This is a genomic window from Flavobacterium sp. IB48, from assembly GCF_016405855.1.
Lineage (GTDB): Bacteria > Bacteroidota > Bacteroidia > Flavobacteriales > Flavobacteriaceae > Flavobacterium > Flavobacterium ginsengisoli.
The window spans coordinates 96,676-117,059 of record NZ_JAEFCA010000005.1 but is presented as its reverse complement, the minus strand read 5'-3'; the positions used below and the strand labels follow the sequence as shown (position 1 = coordinate 117,059).

Annotated in this window: 5 protein-coding genes; all 5 read left to right on the top strand. The window is 32.9% G+C overall.

Annotated features, from left to right (window positions below; translation table 11 throughout):
* Positions 1-76: 76 nt before the first annotated feature.
* The 5 genes from JC605_RS16760 to JC605_RS16740 all read left to right on the top strand — a co-directional run bounded on the left by JC605_RS16760 (position 77) and on the right by JC605_RS16740 (position 20,366).
* Positions 77-1,261, top strand: coding sequence for an NAD(P)/FAD-dependent oxidoreductase (locus JC605_RS16760; protein WP_198857298.1), 1,185 nt, complete (start codon positions 77-79; stop codon positions 1,259-1,261).
* 309 nt (positions 1,262-1,570) lie between these two features.
* Positions 1,571-3,109 (top strand): tetratricopeptide repeat protein, encoded by a 1,539-nt coding sequence (locus JC605_RS16755; protein ID WP_198857297.1) that lies wholly within the window; start codon positions 1,571-1,573, stop codon positions 3,107-3,109.
* Positions 3,110-3,834: 725 nt separating this feature from the next.
* On the top strand, positions 3,835-15,819 hold the full coding sequence (locus tag JC605_RS16750) for an MBG domain-containing protein (protein ID WP_198857296.1): 11,985 nt from the start codon (positions 3,835-3,837) through the stop codon (positions 15,817-15,819).
* 70 nt (positions 15,820-15,889) lie between these two features.
* Positions 15,890-16,723, top strand: coding sequence for a hypothetical protein (locus JC605_RS16745; RefSeq protein WP_198857295.1), 834 nt, complete (start codon positions 15,890-15,892; stop codon positions 16,721-16,723).
* Positions 16,724-17,087: 364 nt separating this feature from the next.
* Entirely contained in the window at positions 17,088-20,366 is a 3,279-nt protein-coding gene (locus JC605_RS16740; RefSeq protein ID WP_198857294.1) for an AsmA family protein, read from the top strand.
* The last annotated feature ends 18 nt before the right edge of the window (positions 20,367-20,384 follow it).

Sequence of the window (20,384 nt, the reverse complement as noted above, 5' to 3'; positions counted from 1 at the left end):
CCTATATTTGCTTCTTTCTGACATTGCCCGTTCCTACGAAACGCGATTTCTTTGCACCAATAAAAAGTATGATAAGATGGAAAGAAAAGCAAGCAGTCTGTTAGAAAATAAAAAAATAGCTATTCTAGGCGCTGGACCAGGTGGATTAACATTGGCTCGTCTGTTGCAATTGAAAGGAGCAGAGGTTAAAGTTTATGAAAGAGATTTTAATCAGGATTCTCGCGTTCAAGGTGCAATTGTGGATCTGCATTTTGATTCTGGTTTAAAAGTAATGCAAGCAGCGAACTTATTGGAAGCTTTTAAAGCTAATTATATGAAAGATGCCGATAGGTATCGTTTGGTTGACAAAGATTTAAATATACTTCTTGATGAAATTAATGAGGGCAATCAAGATAATTTTGACGATGAGCATTTTAGGCCTGAAATTGATAGAGGAGTATTAAGAAATATGATAATTGAAGGCCTTTTGCCTAACACTGTAGTATGGGATAGCCAATTTCTGAGTATGGAACAGGTTAATGACGCGTGGGAATTGAAATTCAAAAATGGTATGACGGCTAATGCAGATATTGTAATCGGCGCCGATGGCTATCGCTCAAAAGTTCGTTCCTACGTGACAGATATTAAAGCATTGTATTCTGGTGCAACAATTATTCAAGGGGAAATTGAAAATCCGAAAATTGACTGCCCTGATATGTATGAGCTAGTCAATAACGCAAATCTTAGCGCAATGGATATAGGAAAAACTATTGCGGTACAGCCAATGGGAAATGGCGGTTTGACATTTTACGCGGCTTCTCTGTATGCTGAAGATTGGATTGAAACAAGTGGTATCGATTTTAATAATGCTGATGAAGTTTATGCTTATTTGGTTGGATTTTACGCCGACTGGAACCCAAAGTTTTTCACTTTATTTAAATCGTGCAAGAAATTTCTAGTTCGACCGCTAAATTATTTTCCAACGGACCAGCACTGGGAAGCAAAAGAAAATGTAACGCTTCTTGGTGATGCTGCACATCTGATGCCACCTTCTGGAGAAGGAGTTAACACTGCTATGCTAGATGCTTTAGATTTGAGCGAATGCTTAACTAATGGAGAATTCAGCGATCTAAAATCTGCTGTTGCGGTTTATGAAACAAAAATGAGGGCAAGAGCTTCAGTTTTAGGAAAAGAAGCTATTGAAGGAATAAAGGATTTTGCTTCTCCAAGCAGGGATTCTATAGAAGATTTAGTAGGAATGTTTCTAAATCGGAAAGAATAAAATACAGATTTTTTTTTTGATTATACGGGACAATTGTTAAATTAAATTTATATGTTAATTTTTTTTAAGAATAAGATTTATATTTTTTTATTTTAGCGAACTCAATTAGCCCCCTTTTCCAAAATGATGTTCTGTACAAAAAAAATTAGATTCTTTTTTGTGTTATATGCTTTTGTTTTTTTTACCAAATTACAATCTCAAAAGCTATTCTCTTCATCCAAAGATTTAACAACTCATATTGAGTCTATTATAATCAAAGAAAATAATCAAAAGAAAGACACTTTAGAACTAAAAAAAAGACTGTCTTTTTTGAAGGAATCATCCAATAAAAAATACCATATTCTTTATGATGCTTTATTAGCAAACGGCTATTCAGTCTTCTTTGACAAAACAAATCCCCAAAGCGAGTATCATTATTTAAAATCTATTCAAGAGGCTCAAAAAAGTAAAGACTTAAGTCTTATTATTTGGACACAGCTAAATTATTCAAAGTACCTATATTTTTACTGTCAGATTGATAGACTTACTCCGATTGTTCTTAAAGCAATGGAAGAAAGCAATCAGATTGATATTTCGGAGATGATTTTGCCAGGAGAAACTTTTAAATTTTTTGGATGGATAATGTTTACTATAGAGGATGATTCTGCTGTAGATTTTTTAAAAAAATCAATGCTTTACATGAAAGGGACTTCTTCAGAATCTGCAGATGTTTTAAATGCAATTGGTAACTGTTATTTCAGAAAGAAAGATCTCGTAAATGCAATGCATTATTTTGATAAATCTGAAGCTGTTGCATTAAAAACTAATGATAGTGTAAGATATGCAAAAGTTTTAGGTGATAAAGCGCTTATTTACAACAAAAAAGGAGACGTAGATACAGCTGTGAATCTTTTAAGGCAGGATATAGCTTATTCTCAAAAGTTCAAAATTGAAAAAAATGAGATGTATGCTTCGATACTATTGGCAAAAATTCTGCTGAAATTAAACAATAAAATAGAGGCTGAAAAAATTCTAGAAAGAGCTGGTAAAATTGCAGGAACTAAATCTTATTACAGAAGTTCTTTAAAAGAAGTAATCGAATTAAAACTACTGCTTTTAAACGGTGAAGATTCTCAAAAAGAACTGATATTAAGACGACAGCTCAAACAGGTTGAAGAATATTTGCTTCAAACCAATGGCAATACTGTATTGAAAAGAACTAATTGGCTTATTCAGAAAAAAAAGTATGAAGATGAAACCCAAAAAATCTTATTGGAATTAGAAAAAAGCGAAAGAATAAGAAACATTGGTCTCTTAATCTTAATTTCAACGATACTTTCGAGTGCAATTGCTTATGGTTTTTTTACTAAACGACTGGAAAATAAAAGATTAAAAGAGGAAGAATATGAAAATGATCTTTTAATGTATGAAGAAAAACTTAAAGATGTAAGTTCTAATATAGATAGCTATGCTGAAAATCTTCAAAATAAAGACAAACAAATATCATTTTTAGAAGAAGAACTCGAGGAAATTAAAAGTTTTACTTCAAAGCATTCAGAACAAGAAAAAAACAAATTGCAGCAAATGTTAAGTTCTCACATTATGACTGATGAAAATTGGAGTGCTTTCAAAAGAGAATTTATAAATCAGTACAGTGATTTTTATTATGCGATAATAGAGAATTTTCCTGAAGTAAAAGAGTCAAATCTTAAAATAATAATGCTTCAAAAATTAAATCTTAACAATTATGAGATGTCAAATTTACTTGGTGTAACAATTGATGCAGTCAAAAAAAGCAAACAACGACTGAAGAAAAAATTAGGCGATAAATATGATCTTTTGTTTGAAATGGTAGAATATAAAACATAAAAAGTTAGCACCACATAAAAACAGTATTTAGAACAAAAAATGGAAACAAGCTTCGGCTTGTTTTTTTTATATTTTTTTTCAATCTGTCTTTTTTTAAGGTAAGTTATTTCTTTACATGTAATGGAGCTAGTTGAGTGAGCTACAAAAACAAAAAATTACTACACACGTACTTATTTTTCTGAAAATGAAGTTTGTGGGGCAAAATATAACATCATTTTAAAATGTCTTTTTTTTGTCCACCCCAATAAATAGGCTTAGTAGGGAAGATGTTTTTAATTTTGAAGCTTAATTGAGACTTTATTTTTGATCTCATTTCTGTAAACACTTAAAATAATTACGCTGCTTGAAAAAAATCTACTTACAGTTATTTATGATGTTCTCTTGTTCATCTATCATTTTTAGAAACCCAAATATTTCATGTCTTGAAAAGATTGGTGCATTTGCAAAAATCTCAACATCTAAAATTGCAACGGTAACGTTATTTTTTGAATTTTCCCCCCTATTAATTAACGGACAAAAAATGTCAATCTTATGAAAGAAATGACTTTTTTATTAAATGTCTCCAAAATATACAGTTAAACTAACCCAGAATTATATCAATCAATTTTACTACTTACTTTTTTATGGAAAAAAACTACTTATTAATTTTGAAGTTTCTAGTCTTTGTATGGCATCTCTATTTACAGAAGATTAAAACTTTTAAGCTTTTAAAAAAACAACCCAATTTGTTAAGATACTCGTTTGTAACTTGTTTCTTTTTATTTACTGTTTTATTGCAATCTCAAACAATAAAATATGTTACTGTAAATGGTTCAGGAAGTAAAGACGGAAGTTCTTGGAGTAATGCTTCTGAGAACTTACAGAAAATGATTAGTTCATCTGACAGTGGTACTCAAATATGGATTGCCAGAGGAACATATACTCCTAAAGTAGCTTTGGCGCCTAACGGCAGTGCACAGGACAGGAATAACACTTTTGGACTAAAAAAAGGTGTACAATTATATGGTGGTTTTATTGGTAATGAAAACAGTCTTTCACAGAGAAATATTACAGCAAATGAAACTATTCTTAGCGGAAATTTGGGTGGTGGAAATTTTGCACACCATGTGATACTTATTTATGCTCTTGAAGAAAATGAGAATTACTACTTAAACGGACTAACCATTAGTGATGGTAAGGCTGATTCATTAGAGTATTATAAAATATCTACAGAAACTAAGAAGAATTCTATTAACGATAATATCAAAGATAAATATCCGGATTGGTTTGTTTCGATGACGGAAAGCCCTTATTATAGTTATGCTTCATTAGGTTTGCAACTTGCAGGATTTAGTGGCTTGCCAAGTATAGCTTCAATTCCGGGAGGTGACATGGTAACAACGGAAATACTTAATACATCCTATCCTAAAAGTAATGGTGGGGCTATATACAACATAAAAGGGGTTTTAACATTAGAAAACGTAACCTTTAAAAATAATCAAGGTATAATTGGTGGGGCAATATGTTTACAGGAAGGTGCTCGCGCCAATTTTACTAACTGTATCTTTTCTAATAATACGGCCACAGATAATGGAGGTGCAATTAGCAACAGCGACAGTTATTTGACTATTACAGGAGGAAATTTTAATGCTAACAGTGCGCCTCTGGGAGGAGTTATTTCTGATTTAGATGGAAAACTTTTAAATCTAAGTAATGTAACATTTAGTAATAACCTGGCGAATAAAATTAAGACTGGTACCGGTTATGGCGGGGCTATTTATATTGAAAAAGTGAGTCAGGATAATTCATCATCAAGGATTGTCAATAATTGTACTTTTGATAACAATAGTGCAGATGTTGCAGGTGCTATTTATGCTGACGAAAATATACGTAATCTTAAAATTACGAATAGTGCATTTACCGGTAACAATGCTTTGATGGAGGCTTCTACTACAATTGCTGGAGGTGGAGGAGCTATTTTGCTTCGCAGAGTTATTAATGCAGAAATAACATCAAATAATTTTAGCAATAATAAAGCTTTAAAAAGTATAGGAGGAGGAACCTTTGCAGTTGAAACAAATGGTATTACATTTTCTGGAAATACATTTTCTGGAAATGCTTCTTTGTTAGGAGGTGCTGCATGTTTCATTGAAAATAAAAATACAACGACCTTAACCGGAAATACTTTTACCGGAAATAGTGTTACGGATACAAGTAGTTATTCTGTTTCTGGATTTGGAGGTGCTATAGTATCTGCAAATGATAATAACATTAAAATCTCTGATAATATATTTACAGGAAATACGGCTACTAAATTTGGAGGAGCCATTAATTTCGAAACAATCACAGTTAATTCTGTCATTAATAATAATATTTTCAAGACCAATAGTGCTTCTGAATTTGGAGGAGCAATCTATGCCAATGTAGTTAGCAATAATATTACTACCAAGCTAACAATAAACAATAATAATTTTGAAAGTAACAACTCTGTAAAAAGAGGAGGAGGAATATTTTTAGCTAATTATAGTACAACTGACATTCGTGATAATTCATTCGTAGGAAACAAATCTTATTTTGGAGCTGTTTTAGATATTGAAAGTTATACAAAAAACCAGTTTTTCAATAATACTGTAAAGAATAATGTTGGTGTCGCAGACAGCGCAGGGTATTCTGGTTGTATAATTGCTGTCTTTGAAGGTGTAAATAAACTGTATAATAATGTTTTTACAGGAAATGAAAGTTTTACGACTATTTTTCAACCTAATTCTACAGTCGATTTTGTAAATAATACTGTTTGGAATGAAAGTCCGGGTTATGGTATTTATACCTTCAGTAAAAAGGTTAAGCTGTATAATAATATTCTTGAAGAACTTACTGTTTCAAGTACTTCGGCTGATGTTCAAAGTAATTCTTTTAGGTATGATAGTCAGAATAATTTTGTAAATAAAAACAATAATATTCGAGAAACCAACCCATATTTTGCTGATGCTGCTAATTATAATTTTAATCTAACAGGTTGTAGTTCCATAATAAATAAAGGAAACAATTCTTTATATTCAAGTGAGTATCCAAACACTGATTTTTTAGGTAAGAACAGAAAAGTAAATACGATTGATATTGGTGCTTATGAAAATGAATTAGGTGCTTCTGGTAAAACAGCACCAACTGCTGTTGCAGCACAATCTTTTTGTAATGAAGCGATTGTTAATGATTTAAAAGCAACTGGCACAAATGTAAAATGGTACAGTCAGGCTTCAGGAGGAAGTTCGTTAGCCAGTAATACAGCTTTAGTTTCTGGTAATACGTATTATGCAAGTCAAACGGTTAATGGTTGCGAAAGTGATAGAACAAGTGTTAGTGTGTCGATAAGTTCTACTCAGGCACCAACTGCACAATCTCCACAAAATTTTATTATTGGTCAAGCAGGAGCTAAAATCGTAGTAAATGGAAGCAATTTAAAATGGTATACACAAGAAAAAGATGGTACAGCATTAACAGCAACGCCTTCTTTAAATATGTCATCTGAAAATTCTGCTACTTATTGGGTAAGTCAAACTAACGCCAACAATTGCGAAAGTATCAGGACTAAAATAGTTGTTAATGTAACTAAAATACCTCTTACAATTAAAGCTGTCAATAAGGTAAAAGTATTTGATGGAAGTGTTTATGGAAATAGTAATTATACTGTAACTTATTCTGGTTTTGAATCTGGTGATAGTCAATCAAATAGTATCTCTGGAACTCTTGCTTTTTCAGGTGACGCTGCTACTGCAACTGAACCAGGTATTTATAAAATTATTCCTCAGGGTATTACTTCTACTAAATACACTGTTTTGTATGAAGAAGGAACTTTAGAAATAAAATCAAATTTAATTCTAACAGACAACATCTTATATGTAAAACAAAACGGAAGTGGCGACGGTTCTTCATGGAATAGTCCTTTAAGTAATTTAGAACTTGCTTTAACAAGAGCTTCTAATATTAACTCCGTACATACAGATGATACTGATCCTAAAAAAGTTAAAAAAATATTTGTAGCAAAAGGAACTTATCAAGTGACTTCAGGAAAGTCATATATAATGCCTAAAAATATAGAAATATATGGCGGATTTGATCCTGATAATGCTATTACAAACCTAACACATCAACGTATCACAGGTAATTTAAACGATGGAAGTATTTTAAAAGGAAATAATGCATCGGTTATTAAAAATGATGATAATAGTTTAACTAGCAGTGCTCTTTTAAACGGTTTTACAATAACAAGCGGTAGTGCAACTAATGGAGGTGGTATATACAATAAAAAAGTCACAGCAAGATTTGAAAACTGTATCATCAGAGCCAATAATGCTACTACAAACGGTGGTGCTATATATAATGAAAACGCCAATACAACATGGGTTAACTGCTTAATTGTTAGCAATACAGCACCAAATGGGGCATCTATTTATAACAATGCGTCGTTGCCTACACTTCTTAATCTTACTATAGCAGATAACACAGGTGCGCAAGGAGCAGCATTGTATAATGCAAGTGGTTCTTCTGCAAGAATTGTAAATACAGTTAGTGTAAAAAATAATTCAGACATTGTTAATAATGCCAGTACTCCTAGTTATGAAAACAGTTTAATACAAGGTATAGGTGGTGTTACAAGCACAACTACAGTTTTTGATGCAAATTATTCGTTATTAACTACCAGTCCTGCTCTAAATGCTGGTAAAAACAATCCTGCTAGTATTGCTTTTCCAGCTAAAGATTTAAAAGGCAAATCGCGTATTATTGATACTAATGTAGATATAGGGGCTTTTGAGAGAAATAAAACCCAAACCATAACAGTGGCTGCTCTTACAAAAAAATACGGAGATGAGCCATTTACACATGGTACTGCAACAAGCGGATTACCATTAGAATATACGTCTAGTAATACTTCTATTGCTATAATAGAAAACGGAAAAATTAAGCCCGTAGGTGCCGGAACAGCAACTATAACCCTAAAACAATCAGGAAATGACAGCGAATATGATGCTGCACCTCAAACAGATTTCTTATTAACTGTAAATAAAGCAGCATTAACTGTAACAGCAGATAATAAATTATTTTTTGAAAATGGTTCTGTCTTTAAAGACTTTTCTGTGAGTTATACTGGGTTTGTCCTAGGAGATACTCCAAGTACAGCTTTTGGGGGTGCAATAGCTTATGGCGGTACAGCTGTAACTGCAACCACTATAGGTAACTACGTTATAACTCCTTCTGGATTAACATCTTTAAATTATAATATTACTTACAATAATGGTAAGCTAACAATTGAGTCTGATGTTCAATTAACAGATGGTACAATATACGTTAAAAAAGGAAGTGCAGGAAAAGGAACCTCTTGGGATGATGCACTAGGAGAAGTTGCTGAGGGATTAAAATTAGCATACTCACTTAATACTAGTACTAGACCAGATGTTACTAAGGCTAATAAAATATATGTGGCTAAAGGGACTTATGCTCCACAATACAGTCCAAAAGACAGTTCTAACTTTGCGGATGAAGATACAGACAATAGTTTTTTATTAGTTGATGGTGTAAAAATTTATGGAGGTTTTGATGGATCTATTGCTAATGAAAGCATATCCAACAGACAAATTCAAAAGAATAAAACTATTTTAGATAGTTATAATCCAGTAACAGGACAAAAAGTACATCACATTGTTATTGTTTCTAACTCTACAGGAGACAACGAAATAGATGGATTTACCATTATGAATGGTGCAGGAGGCTTTGGATCATGGATGGGGGCTGGTGCGACAATGACCATAAAGGGTAAGCCAATTACCCAAGCATTTGGTTCAGGTATTCGTGTACACAGTTCTAACCTTAATATAAAAAACTGTACTATTACTGGAAATTCCTCTGGTAACCAAGCTGGTGCTATGTATATAACGGATGTGTCAAATGTATCTGTTTTTAATACGCTTTTTTATAATAATAGCGCAGATCATTATGGGGCATCAGGTACCTCTATGGTGATATCAGAAGCTAATGTGAAAATTTATAATTCTACTTTTGGAGATTCGCAGAATTCATTTCAAATTGTTACTGATCATGTAAATGCTAATTTGGAAGTATATAACTCAATATTTAGATATTTCGCTGATCCTACTCATAATGATATAAATAAATCGAGAGGAACAATTACCGTTAAGAACTCTTTTCTGCCTAATGCAGAAACTTTTTATAGTAGTAAAGGCTTTGTGTTAGCAAATAACATCTATAATGTAGACCCTGGTTTTATTGATGTTAACGCTAATAACTTTGCTTTAAAAACAAGCTCTGTAGTTGTCGATAAAGGAGACAATTCGTTTTATAACACTGCTATTTATCATGACAAAGATATTGCAGATGATAAACGTGTTCAGAATAATACAATAGATATGGGATGCTTTGAATCTAAGCTACCTCAAACTATTACAACATCTGATTTGACCAAAAATTATGGAGATTCAGATTTTGTTAATGAAGCTGTAACAGTAAATACTGGCTTAGCGTTAACTTATACCAAAAGTAGTAACACTACTGTTGCTGCTATTGTAGATGGTAAAATTCATACACAAAATGCTGGTACAACTACAATTACTGTTGCTGTAGCAGGTAATGAAACTTATGCTCCAACAGAAAAAACCTTTGTTTTAACTATAGCAAAAGCAAACTTAACTGTAAAAGCAAATGATAAGACCAAACTTGCCAATAATTTAGCAATGTCAAATGCAGATTATGATGTAAGTTATACAGGTTTTGTTAACGGTGATGATCGTTCTAAGCTAACTGGATCATTAGTATATTCAGGTAATGCTATAGGTAAAACCGAAGTTGGCATTTATACAGATGGGATATTGCCAGGTGGTTTATCTTCCAATAATTATAATTTTATTTATAATGCAGGAACTTTAAAAATACTACCTAATGCTGCATTAACAAATAATACGCTATATGTAAAACAAGGTGCAGTTGGTGGGGATGGTTCTACATGGCAATTAGCACTAAGTGATTTGTCATTAGCTTTACGCTATGCTACTATTCTTAATAGTAATGCATCAAATACTGTAAATAAAATCTATGTAGCTCAAGGTACGTATACACCAAAATACAGCTCAAGAGATAACTCTAACTTTATTAATGAAGGAAAAGATAACAGCTTTTTATTACCAGATGGTGTAAAACTATATGGAGGTTTTGATGGAAATATTGCTAATGAGAGTTTAACCGACAGAAATATTAAGGAGAATAAAACGATTCTAGATGGACAATCTACAATTAACCATATTATTACAGTTTCTAATTCAGCAGGTAATAATGAAATAGATGGTTTCAGTATTGTAAAAGGTAAAGCAGCAAGCGCAACACTTGGAACAGAAGGAACTGTAATAATAAACGGAAAAGCTATTACCAGAGAGTATGGAGGAGGAATACGTGTACACAGTTCCAACCTTACTGTAAAAAACTGTATTTTTTCAGAAAACTCTTCAGGCCATCGAGGCGGCGGTATGTATATTACAGATAATTCTAATGTTTCAATATATAATACACTGTTTTACGGTAATTTAGTTTCTAACACTGGAGCACAAGGAACTTCAGTAGCACTAAATGATGCCACTGTAAAAATTGTGAATACTACTTTTGGAGATAATATTAGTAATTCAGCTCATATTTTTACTAATGGTACTTCAAATTTAGAAGTGTTTAATACTGTTTTTAGAGATAATCCAGGCAATAATGATATATATAGAGTAACAGGAACAGTTACGGTTAAGAACTCTTTGCTGTCTAAAGCTCAATCTTTATACGCTCCAATGGCATTAGCCAATAATTTCTATGAGCAACCTGCTGATTTTGTTGATGCCAATGCATTTAACTTTGCTTTAAAAACCACATCTCCAGCAATTAACAAAGGAGATAATGCACTGTATAATGTATCAATTGCGGGTAATAAAGATATTGCGAATAACAGTCGTTTTCAAAGTACGACAATTGACATGGGATGTTATGAGTCCAAAATATTACAAACTATTGATGTCGATGATATTACTAAAAAATATACAGATGCTGATTTTGTAATAGGAACTGCATCAAGCGGGCTGTTACCACTTACTTATAGTAGTGATAACAAAAATATAGCTTACATTACAAAAGATAACAAAATTCATATTGTAGGAGTTGGACAAGCTATAATAACAGTTGTTCAAAGTGGAGATGAGATTTATGCTCCAGCAACTAAAACCTTTAAGCTTACAGTTGGAAAAGGAGACTTTTCTGCCACTTTACAGCCGGAAACATACACTTATGATGGTGCTGCAAAATATCTGAATGTTACAGCTTTACCAGCAGGAGTTAGTGTATCTTATGAAGGTAATGGACAAATAAATGCAGGAGACTATATTGTTAAAGCAATTATTAACGGAGGTGAATATTATAATGATATTACATTATCTAATACACTTAAAATTGATAAAAAAGATCTTTCAGGTATTTTATTTCCATCAAATACATTTACTTATGATGGTTTTGATAAGCACCCTGAAATATCAGGAACTTTACCTGAAGGAGTAAGTGTGGTTTACTCAAATACACAAAAGAATGCGGGAGCCTATAACAACGTAAAAGCAACGATTTCAGGTTCAAATTACAACACGTTTGAGTTAACTACTTCTATGACAATTAATAAAGCAGATCTTCCGAGTGGAATATTTTTATTAGAAAAAGAAGAAGTTTATGATGGCACTCCTAAAAGCTTATCACTTGATGGAATGCTTCCTGATGGAGCTACAGTAACTTATATAAATAATGATAATATAAATGTGGGCTCTTATAATGTTACAGTTAATATCAATGGAGGAATAAATTACAATGACAAACAGCTTATTGCCAAATTAACAATTGTAAAAGGCAATCTAACAGATAATTTCGTTCTAGCATCCAATACCTTTACTTATGATGGAAGCGAAAAATCATTAACGATTCAAGGCGGTCTTCCTAATCAAGTTTCTGTCAGTTATACTAATAACGACAAAATAGAGGTTGGTACTTATAGGGTTTATGCAGTATTAAGCAAACCAAATTATAATGATAAAGTAGTTGAAGCCGATTTAATTATAGAACCAAAAACTATAAATGCTATAGCACAGGGTAAAGTATCAAAAGTTTATAATGCGACTGCTGTCATAGCATTAAATGCTGATAACTTTGCTTTAGAAGGTGTTGTTGATGGCGATGATGTACAATTGGATAATCCTGCAGCTGGTGATTTAGATGATAAAAATGTAGGAGAAAATAAGCAAGTTACTGTTAACAATTTAAAATTATCTGGAACAGCTTCTAAAAACTACGTTTTAAGCCCAACTTCTTTAGTGGCTAATATAGCAAAAGTTGCACCTAAAGAAGTAGAGGTTTCATTAAAAGGAAATGTATCCAAAGTTTTTGATGGAACAACTCAAGCAGTTTTATCAAGTAATAATTTTGAGCTTATCGGAATTTTAGAAAATGAAACAGTAACGTTAAACAATGCGTTATCAGGAACATATGATACAAAGAACATTGGAGACAATAAAACTGTAACAATTAGCAGCTTAACAATTAGCGGAGCCAATGCTTCAAATTATGTGTTAAGTGCTGAAACGAAGTCGGGACAAATAGGTGAGATTACACCAAAAGAAATCACTGTAACGGCTGATGCTTCTCAGGCAAAAGTATATGGAGATGTTGAACCATCTTTGAGCTACACTATTACTCCTGATTTAGTAAGTGGTGATTCATTTACAGGAACTTTAGAAAGAGCAGTAGGAGAGAACATAGGAACTTATGCAATTGCACAAGGAACGTTGAGTGCAGGAACCAATTACAATCTTACCTACGTTGCTGATGATTTTGAAATTACAGCAAAACCAATTACTGTAACGGCAGATGCTTCTCAAAGAAAAGTATACGGAACAGCAGATCCAGTTTTCACTTATGCGGTTTCACCAAGTTTAGTTGGAAATGATGCTTTCTCTGGTACTTTAGAAAGAATATCGGGAGAGAATGTCGGGAATTATGCAATAGGACAAGGAACACTGACAGCAGGCGGAAATTATGCCGTTACGTATGTTGGAAAAGACTTTGAAATTACAGCAAAAACAATTGAAGTCACTGCCAATTCGCAAACAAAAGTATATGGAGAGACAGATTCAGCATTAACCTATTCGTTCGCACCAAGTTTAGAAAGCGGAGATTCATTCACAGGAGAGCTATCTAGAGTTGCGGGAGAAAATATTGGAGATTATGCTATTAACCAAGGAACTTTGAGTGCAGGATCTAATTACAGCATTGATTACGTAAGCAAAGATTATACAATCACAGCAAAACCTATCACGGTAACTGTTGATGCATCTCAAAAGAAAATCTATGGTTCAGCAGAGCCAATTCTGACATCGACTGTTTCGCCAAGTTTGGTAGGAACCGATGCTTTTACAGGAGCTTTATCTAGAATAATTGGAGAGAATGTTGGCTCTTATGCAATTGAGCAGGGAGATTTGAGTGCAGGCTCAAACTACACCATTACTTTTGAAAGTAAAGATTTTGAAATTACGCCAAAAGAAATCTCAGTAAGCGTTAATGCTTCTCAAAGCAAATATTATGGAGAAGCCGATCCGATTTTCACTTATACTGCAAGCGAAGCTTTGGTATCAGGAAATAGTTTTAGCGGAAGCTTAAGCAGAGCAAATGGAGAGAATGCTGGAACTTATGATTATACTATTGGAAGTCTATCAGCAGGATCAAACTATGTTCTAACTTTAGTTACCTCAGACGCCTTTACTATTGCAGCAAAACCAATCACTGTAACGGCAGATGCTTCTCAAACAAAAGTATACGGAACAGCAGATCCAGTTTTCACTTATGCTGTCTCACCAAGTTTAGTTGGAAATGATGCTTTCTCTGGTACTTTAGAAAGAATATCGGGAGAAAATGTCGGAAATTATGTAATAGGACAGGGAACATTGACAGCAGGCGGAAATTATGCCGTTACGTATGTTGGAAAAGACTTTGAAATTACGGCTAAAACAATTGAAGTCACTGCCGATTCGAAAACAAAAGTATATGGAGAGACAGATTCAGCATTAACCTATTCATTCGCACCAAGTTTAGAAAGCGGAGATTCATTCACAGGAGAGCTATCTAGAGCTATGGGAGAAAATATTGGAAATTATGCTATTAACCAAGGAACGTTGAGTGCAGGATCTAATTACAGCATTGATTACGTAAGCAAAGATTATACGATCACAGCAAAACCTATCACGGTAACTGTTGATGCTTCTCAAACAAAAGTATACGGAACAGCAGATCCAGTTTTCACTTATGCGGTTTCACCAAGTTTAGTCGGAAATGATGCTTTCTCTGGCACTTTAGAAAGAATATCGGGAGAGAATGTCGGAACTTATGCAATAGGACAAGGAACGCTTACAGCAGGTGGCAATTATGCCATTACGTATGTTGGAAAAGGGTTTGAAATTACACCAAAAGAAATCTCAGTAAGCGTTAATGCTTCCCAAAGCAAATATTATGGAGAAGCCGATCCGATTTTTACTTATACTGCAAGCGAAGCTTTGGTATCTGGAAATGCTTTTAGCGGAAGCTTAAGCAGAACAAATGGAGAGAATGCTGGAACTTACGATTATACTATTGGAAGTCTATCAGCAGGATCAAACTATGTTCTAACTTTAGTTGCCTCAGACGCTTTTGCTATTGCAGCAAAACCAATCACTGTAACGGCAGACGCTTCTCAAACAAAAGTGTACGGAACAGCAGATCCAGTTTTCACTTATGCGGTTTCACCAAGTTTAGTCGGAAATGATGCTTTCTCTGGTACTTTAGAAAGACTAACAGGAGAGAATGTCGGAACTTATGCAATTTCACAAGGAACGCTGACAGCAGGTGGCAATTACGTCATTACATATACTGGAAACGATTTTGAAATTACCAAAGCAGATCAGGTAATTATTTGGAACCAAACTTTAGTTTCAAATTGTGATGGAGTAAGTGAAAGTGTTTTAACTGCCAGTTCAAATAGCGGTTTGCCTGTAATGTATACTTCTTCGAATACAGATGTGGTAACGATTTCAAATGACGAACTAGTTTATAACAATTCCGGTTCGGCGACTATTACAGCATCTCAAGCGGGCAATAATAATTACAATGCAGCTGAAACGGTGTCATTGCCAGTTATAAATAGCCAGCCGAATTTAATCAGACAACAGTTTGAAAATGTTATTTTCTTTGACAATAGTTCAAAAGAATTTAAATCTTATGCCTGGTACAAAGACGGAATTTTAGTTGCAGACCAAACTTTGCAATATTATAAAGAAACAGGAGGTTTAAACGGAACATATTATGCCGTTGCAACAAAATTAGACGGAACATTAATTACTTCTTGCCCATTAACGCTGTCTTCAACCAAAACAGTTGAAACGGTTAGAATTTATCCTAACCCTGTCAGAAAAAATGAGAGCTATCAATTGATTACCAATATAGACCCCGCTAAAATGCTAAACGCTCGCATTGAGGTGTTTGCTGTAAATGGATCGCTGATAGACCAGAGAACAACTAATGATAACGAGACTACTTTGCAGGCTCCAAATGTTGAAGCTGTTTATATCGTGAGAATGACTTTATCAAATGGCAAGACGTTTACAAAAAACCTTTTAGTGAAAAACTAAATAACCGAAGAATATGAAATCCCCATTATTTATAAATGGGGATGGATTGTTCTGAAAAAAAATAACAGACATGAAATTTAATAGTAAACATATACTAGGAATAATATTAATTCTATTCTCTACAGTTGCCAATGCCCAATTTTATGTAGGCTTGCAAACAGGAGTGGCCAATCTAGAAAGTAACGTACAAGGAATAGTAGCCGAAACAAAAATGGGAGGAGCTATAAAAGCAGGATACATCTATTCCTTTACAAAAAACATCGGAATTGGATCAGGATTGGAATTTTCGCAATACAAGCAAAACATATCTTTGGTTTCCCCTTCAAGCACACTAACTAATTATGAAGTAGATGCTTCAGGTTCTGCATTTATTTATACGGTCACTACAAGCAATTATAAAGAAAAACAAACATTGCAATCTATTCAAATCCCGCTTTTTGTGCAATTTAAAACGAACATCAATACAGGAATTGATTTTAATTTTAGAGCAGGAGTAAAGTATTTTTTGCCTGTTAGCTATAAAATAAAAGCGACCGCAGATAATGTAAATGGTACGGCTTATTATCCTGATGTAAATTTGACGATTGATAATCTGCCTGAATACGGAATAGGACAGCAAAGCAGCTATTCAGCAGAAGGGGAATATGACACCAAAGGAATTTTTATGAGTTCTTTCGAGTTAGGATTTACATTCGACATCAATAAAAAGAATGCTTTATATGTGGCAATGTTTTTCGAGAACGGATACGGAACGATACTTGACCAAAAAAATAATCAGTCTTATGTAGGGTTTAATCCAAAATCAAGCACCGACAGAAAAGCGAACGGTTTATACAGTACTGAGAAAAATGCTGAAATAAAACCAGTGGCATTTGGTTTGACATTAGGATGGAATTTTAAATAATTTTATTCTTTAAAAAGAATGATGCTTTAGACTTTATGTTTTGCCAATTATTTGTATTTGCTTCTTTTTAATAAGAAGAAATCAATTGTTGCATAAGGAAATTATAAAGTGCCAAAGAAAACAAAACAAGAAATAACAAAAAGAGTTAAGATGTTCATGAAATTATCTTAGCTCTTTTTTTTGTGTTTATTTTTTGTTGAGGTTTTAGTTGGTCTGCATCTAGTTTAAATTTTCTATTAAATAGCGATTTCAAATACCAATAAAATTTATAATTGTTATTTTTGAGTTAATATCGTAATCAAGATTTTTTCTTGGCCTTTAAATCTATATTTTTAAAACCTTAAAACGATATCTTTAGAAAAAAATGACAAGGAAGTTCTTAAAGAAAACTGCAATTACCATTACAACCCTATTTCTACTTTTCATAATTGTACTAACAATTGTTCCGTATGTCTTCAAAGATGAAATAACAAATAAATTAGAAAATTTAGCCAATGAAAAACTGGATGCAACAGTACGTTTTGACCAGATTGGATTGTCAGTTTTTAAACATTTTCCGGCATTAACCATTTATGCTAAAAATGTCAGTATAGACAGCAAAAAGAAACACTTTGATACCGCAAGAATTGTAAAAGCAGGAAGAGTGTCAGCTGGATTGAATTTTTACAGCTTATTAAAAGGAAAGATCGTTTTGGATGCCGTGTATCTCGACGAGGCCGATCTTAACCTTGAAATAGATTCTAAAGGAAATGCCAATTTTAATATTGTAAAACCCTCTAATTCTACAGATACTACCCAGACAGAATTTAATATCAAACGGGTTGTAATAAAACAAACCAACATATCCTACAATGATAAAAGTGCATTATTAAGATTTAAGGTTCAGGATCTTAGTTATAAAGGAACAGGAGATTTAAGTGCAGAATTATTTGATCTTGATTCTAACGTAAAAATAAAATCATTCGATTTTAGCTTAAATGGCGTTGATTATGTGCGCAGCAAACCAGTTAATGCTGAAATTACGACTTACATTGATGCTAAAGCACTTAAATTTAAGTTTGAGCGAAATGTTATTCGCATTAAAAATTTTCCATTTTCATTTAATGGCTATTTTGCATTTATAAAAGGAGGATATGATTTTGATCTGCGCATGCAGTCTAAAAATTCTACATTAGAAGAAATGCTATCGCTCGTGCCTCCAGTTTATGATAAGTGGCGCGAACAAATGACAATTACAGGTAATATAGATTTTAGAATATTTGCCAAAGGAAAATACATGCAGGATCAATCAGAAAAACCAATCGTTTCAGCTGATTTGCAAATTAATAATGGCGCCATAGCATATAAAAAAATTAAAGAGCCATTAAAAGATATCAATATAGCAGCAAAAGCTGAGGTTAAGGATTTAGACATTAATAAATTAAAATTCGATTTAGATAACCTATCCTTTAATTTGGATAAAAAGAAAACGACAGTTAATTTTCATTCGGAAGGTTTCAAAAAGCTGAAAATTAAAACCCTTATAAAAGCCGATTTAGATTTGGCAAAATTAAAAGATGCCCTAAATCTGAATGATAAAGATATTCGCGGCGATATTGCTTTGGATTTAAAAGCCGATGGCGTGTTTTTAAGAGATTTAGGTTTTAGCCCGCGTTTAAACAAGATAGATACTATAATTAAAAGTATTCCAAAGTTTGAATTTAATGCAAGCTTAAAAAACGGATATATTAAAAATATAAAGAAACCAGATGCAATCAAAAACATAAATCTAAATCTTAGTTTAACTGCCAAAGACAGTATTTTGCGTAATGTTTCGGGTAAAATAACCAATTTGAATGCAGAAGCTCTCGATAATTTTGTCCGAGGACGTTTTGAACTTCATAAATTATATCCTTTTACAGTAGATACAGAATTAGAATCTAAAATTGATTTAGCACAAATACATAAATTCTATCCTTTAGACAGTTTAGAAGTTAAAGGAGATTTAAATTTAAAAGTGAGTATGCACGGAGTTTTAAACCGTAAGCAGAAAAAATATCCATCATCAAAAACAGTGATAAATATTAAAAATGGATATTTAAAATCACTTAAATTCCCAAAAATACCTGTCGAAAATATAAACATAAGCGCAGCTGTAACAAGTGAAAAAGGAACTGGAGAAGATTTAAATGTCAAATTACAGCCTGCCGAATTTGTATTAGCAGGATCACCTTTTAAAGTTCAGGGCGAAGTAACTAATCTTTATGATTTAGTTTATAACATCAAAACTCAAGGAACATTAGATGTTGGTAAATTAACGCAGATATTCCCTGTAAAAGACATGAACATTTCAGGAATTATCCAGACCAATCTTATTGCCAAAGGTTCTAAAAAAGATATAGATGCCAAAAATTACGACAATATTAAAAATGGAGGCAAGCTAGAAGCTAAAAATTTGGTAATTAAAAGCACCCTGTTTCCAGAACCTTTTGAGATATCTAAAGGAACATTTAAGTTCTTTAAGGATAAAATGCGTTTTGAAGAATTCAATCTTACGTATGGTAAATCTGATGTGGTATTAAATGGTTATATCCACAACGTATTGCGATATCTTTTTAATAGAAAATATTTACGTCAAGCTAACGAAAAGCTAAAAGCAGATATTAATTTATCCAGCGATCAGATTAATGCGAACGAGTTTTTTGATATGATTGCTAAATATACAGACCAGAAAGCGGAAGAAGAAACAATGCAGAAAACAGATTCTACAGCTGTAAATGCAAATAGTAAAACCAGTACTGATAAAAACAAAAACTACGTAATTAGAATTCCAAGCACTGCCGATTTGAAAATCTCCGCAAAAGTTAATAATCTGCAATTTGATACGTATAAAATTAAAGATTTTGTTGGAACACTTGTGGTTAATGATCGAAAAGTTCAGGTAACAGAAGCCGCTTTTAATATGGCTGGAACCAAAATCGCAATGACAGGAGATTATAAAGCGCAACATAGACGTTTAGCAAAATACAATGCAAATTTTAAAGCCAGTAATTTTGATATTCAGCGTGCTTATGCAGAAATTCCAATCTTTGCCGAATTGGTCAGTATGGCTAAAGATGCCTACGGATTAGTATCAGTCGATTATCAGCTTGGAGGAAGTATAGATCAGAACATGGATATTGATTTTAAATCTATTGAAGGTGAAGGAACTTTGACTCTGGAAGACATTAAATTCAAAAATTTTAAACTTTTAAATCATGTAGCTAAAAAAGCTGATGCGGCAGATTTAGAAAAAGCGTCATTTAATAAAATTGCCATTCATTCGGCAATAAAAAATAATGTAATGACGATTACACCTACAACCATGAAAATGGCAGGTTTTAGAGGAAAACTCGAAGGACAAGTTACAATGGATGGTAAAATTAATGTTGGATTCCGTTTAGGTCTTCCGCCAATGGGACTTATTAATATTCCGATGAAAATTACGGGAACTGCAGATGATTTTGAAATTTCTACAGGTAAATTTAAAGAAGATACAACTTTTGCAGAAGAAAGCGAATTAAACAATTTACAGCCAGAAACAAGACGATCAAGAGAAAGAGATAGTACAAGATTACCTCGTCGTGAAGGGGGTAGAGTAAAAGATACGCTTAAATCAAAATAGCGGTCAAATAAATAAAAA

What these genes read in the sequence shown, in the direction of transcription:
- JC605_RS16740 (WP_198857294.1), top strand. Translation starts at nt 17,088, where the DNA reads ATGACAAGGAAGTTCTTAAAGAAAACTGCAATTACCATTACAACCCTA.
- JC605_RS16745 (WP_198857295.1), top strand. Translation starts at nt 15,890, where the DNA reads ATGAAATTTAATAGTAAACATATACTAGGAATAATATTAATTCTATTC.
- JC605_RS16760 (WP_198857298.1), top strand. Translation starts at nt 77, where the DNA reads ATGGAAAGAAAAGCAAGCAGTCTGTTAGAAAATAAAAAAATAGCTATT.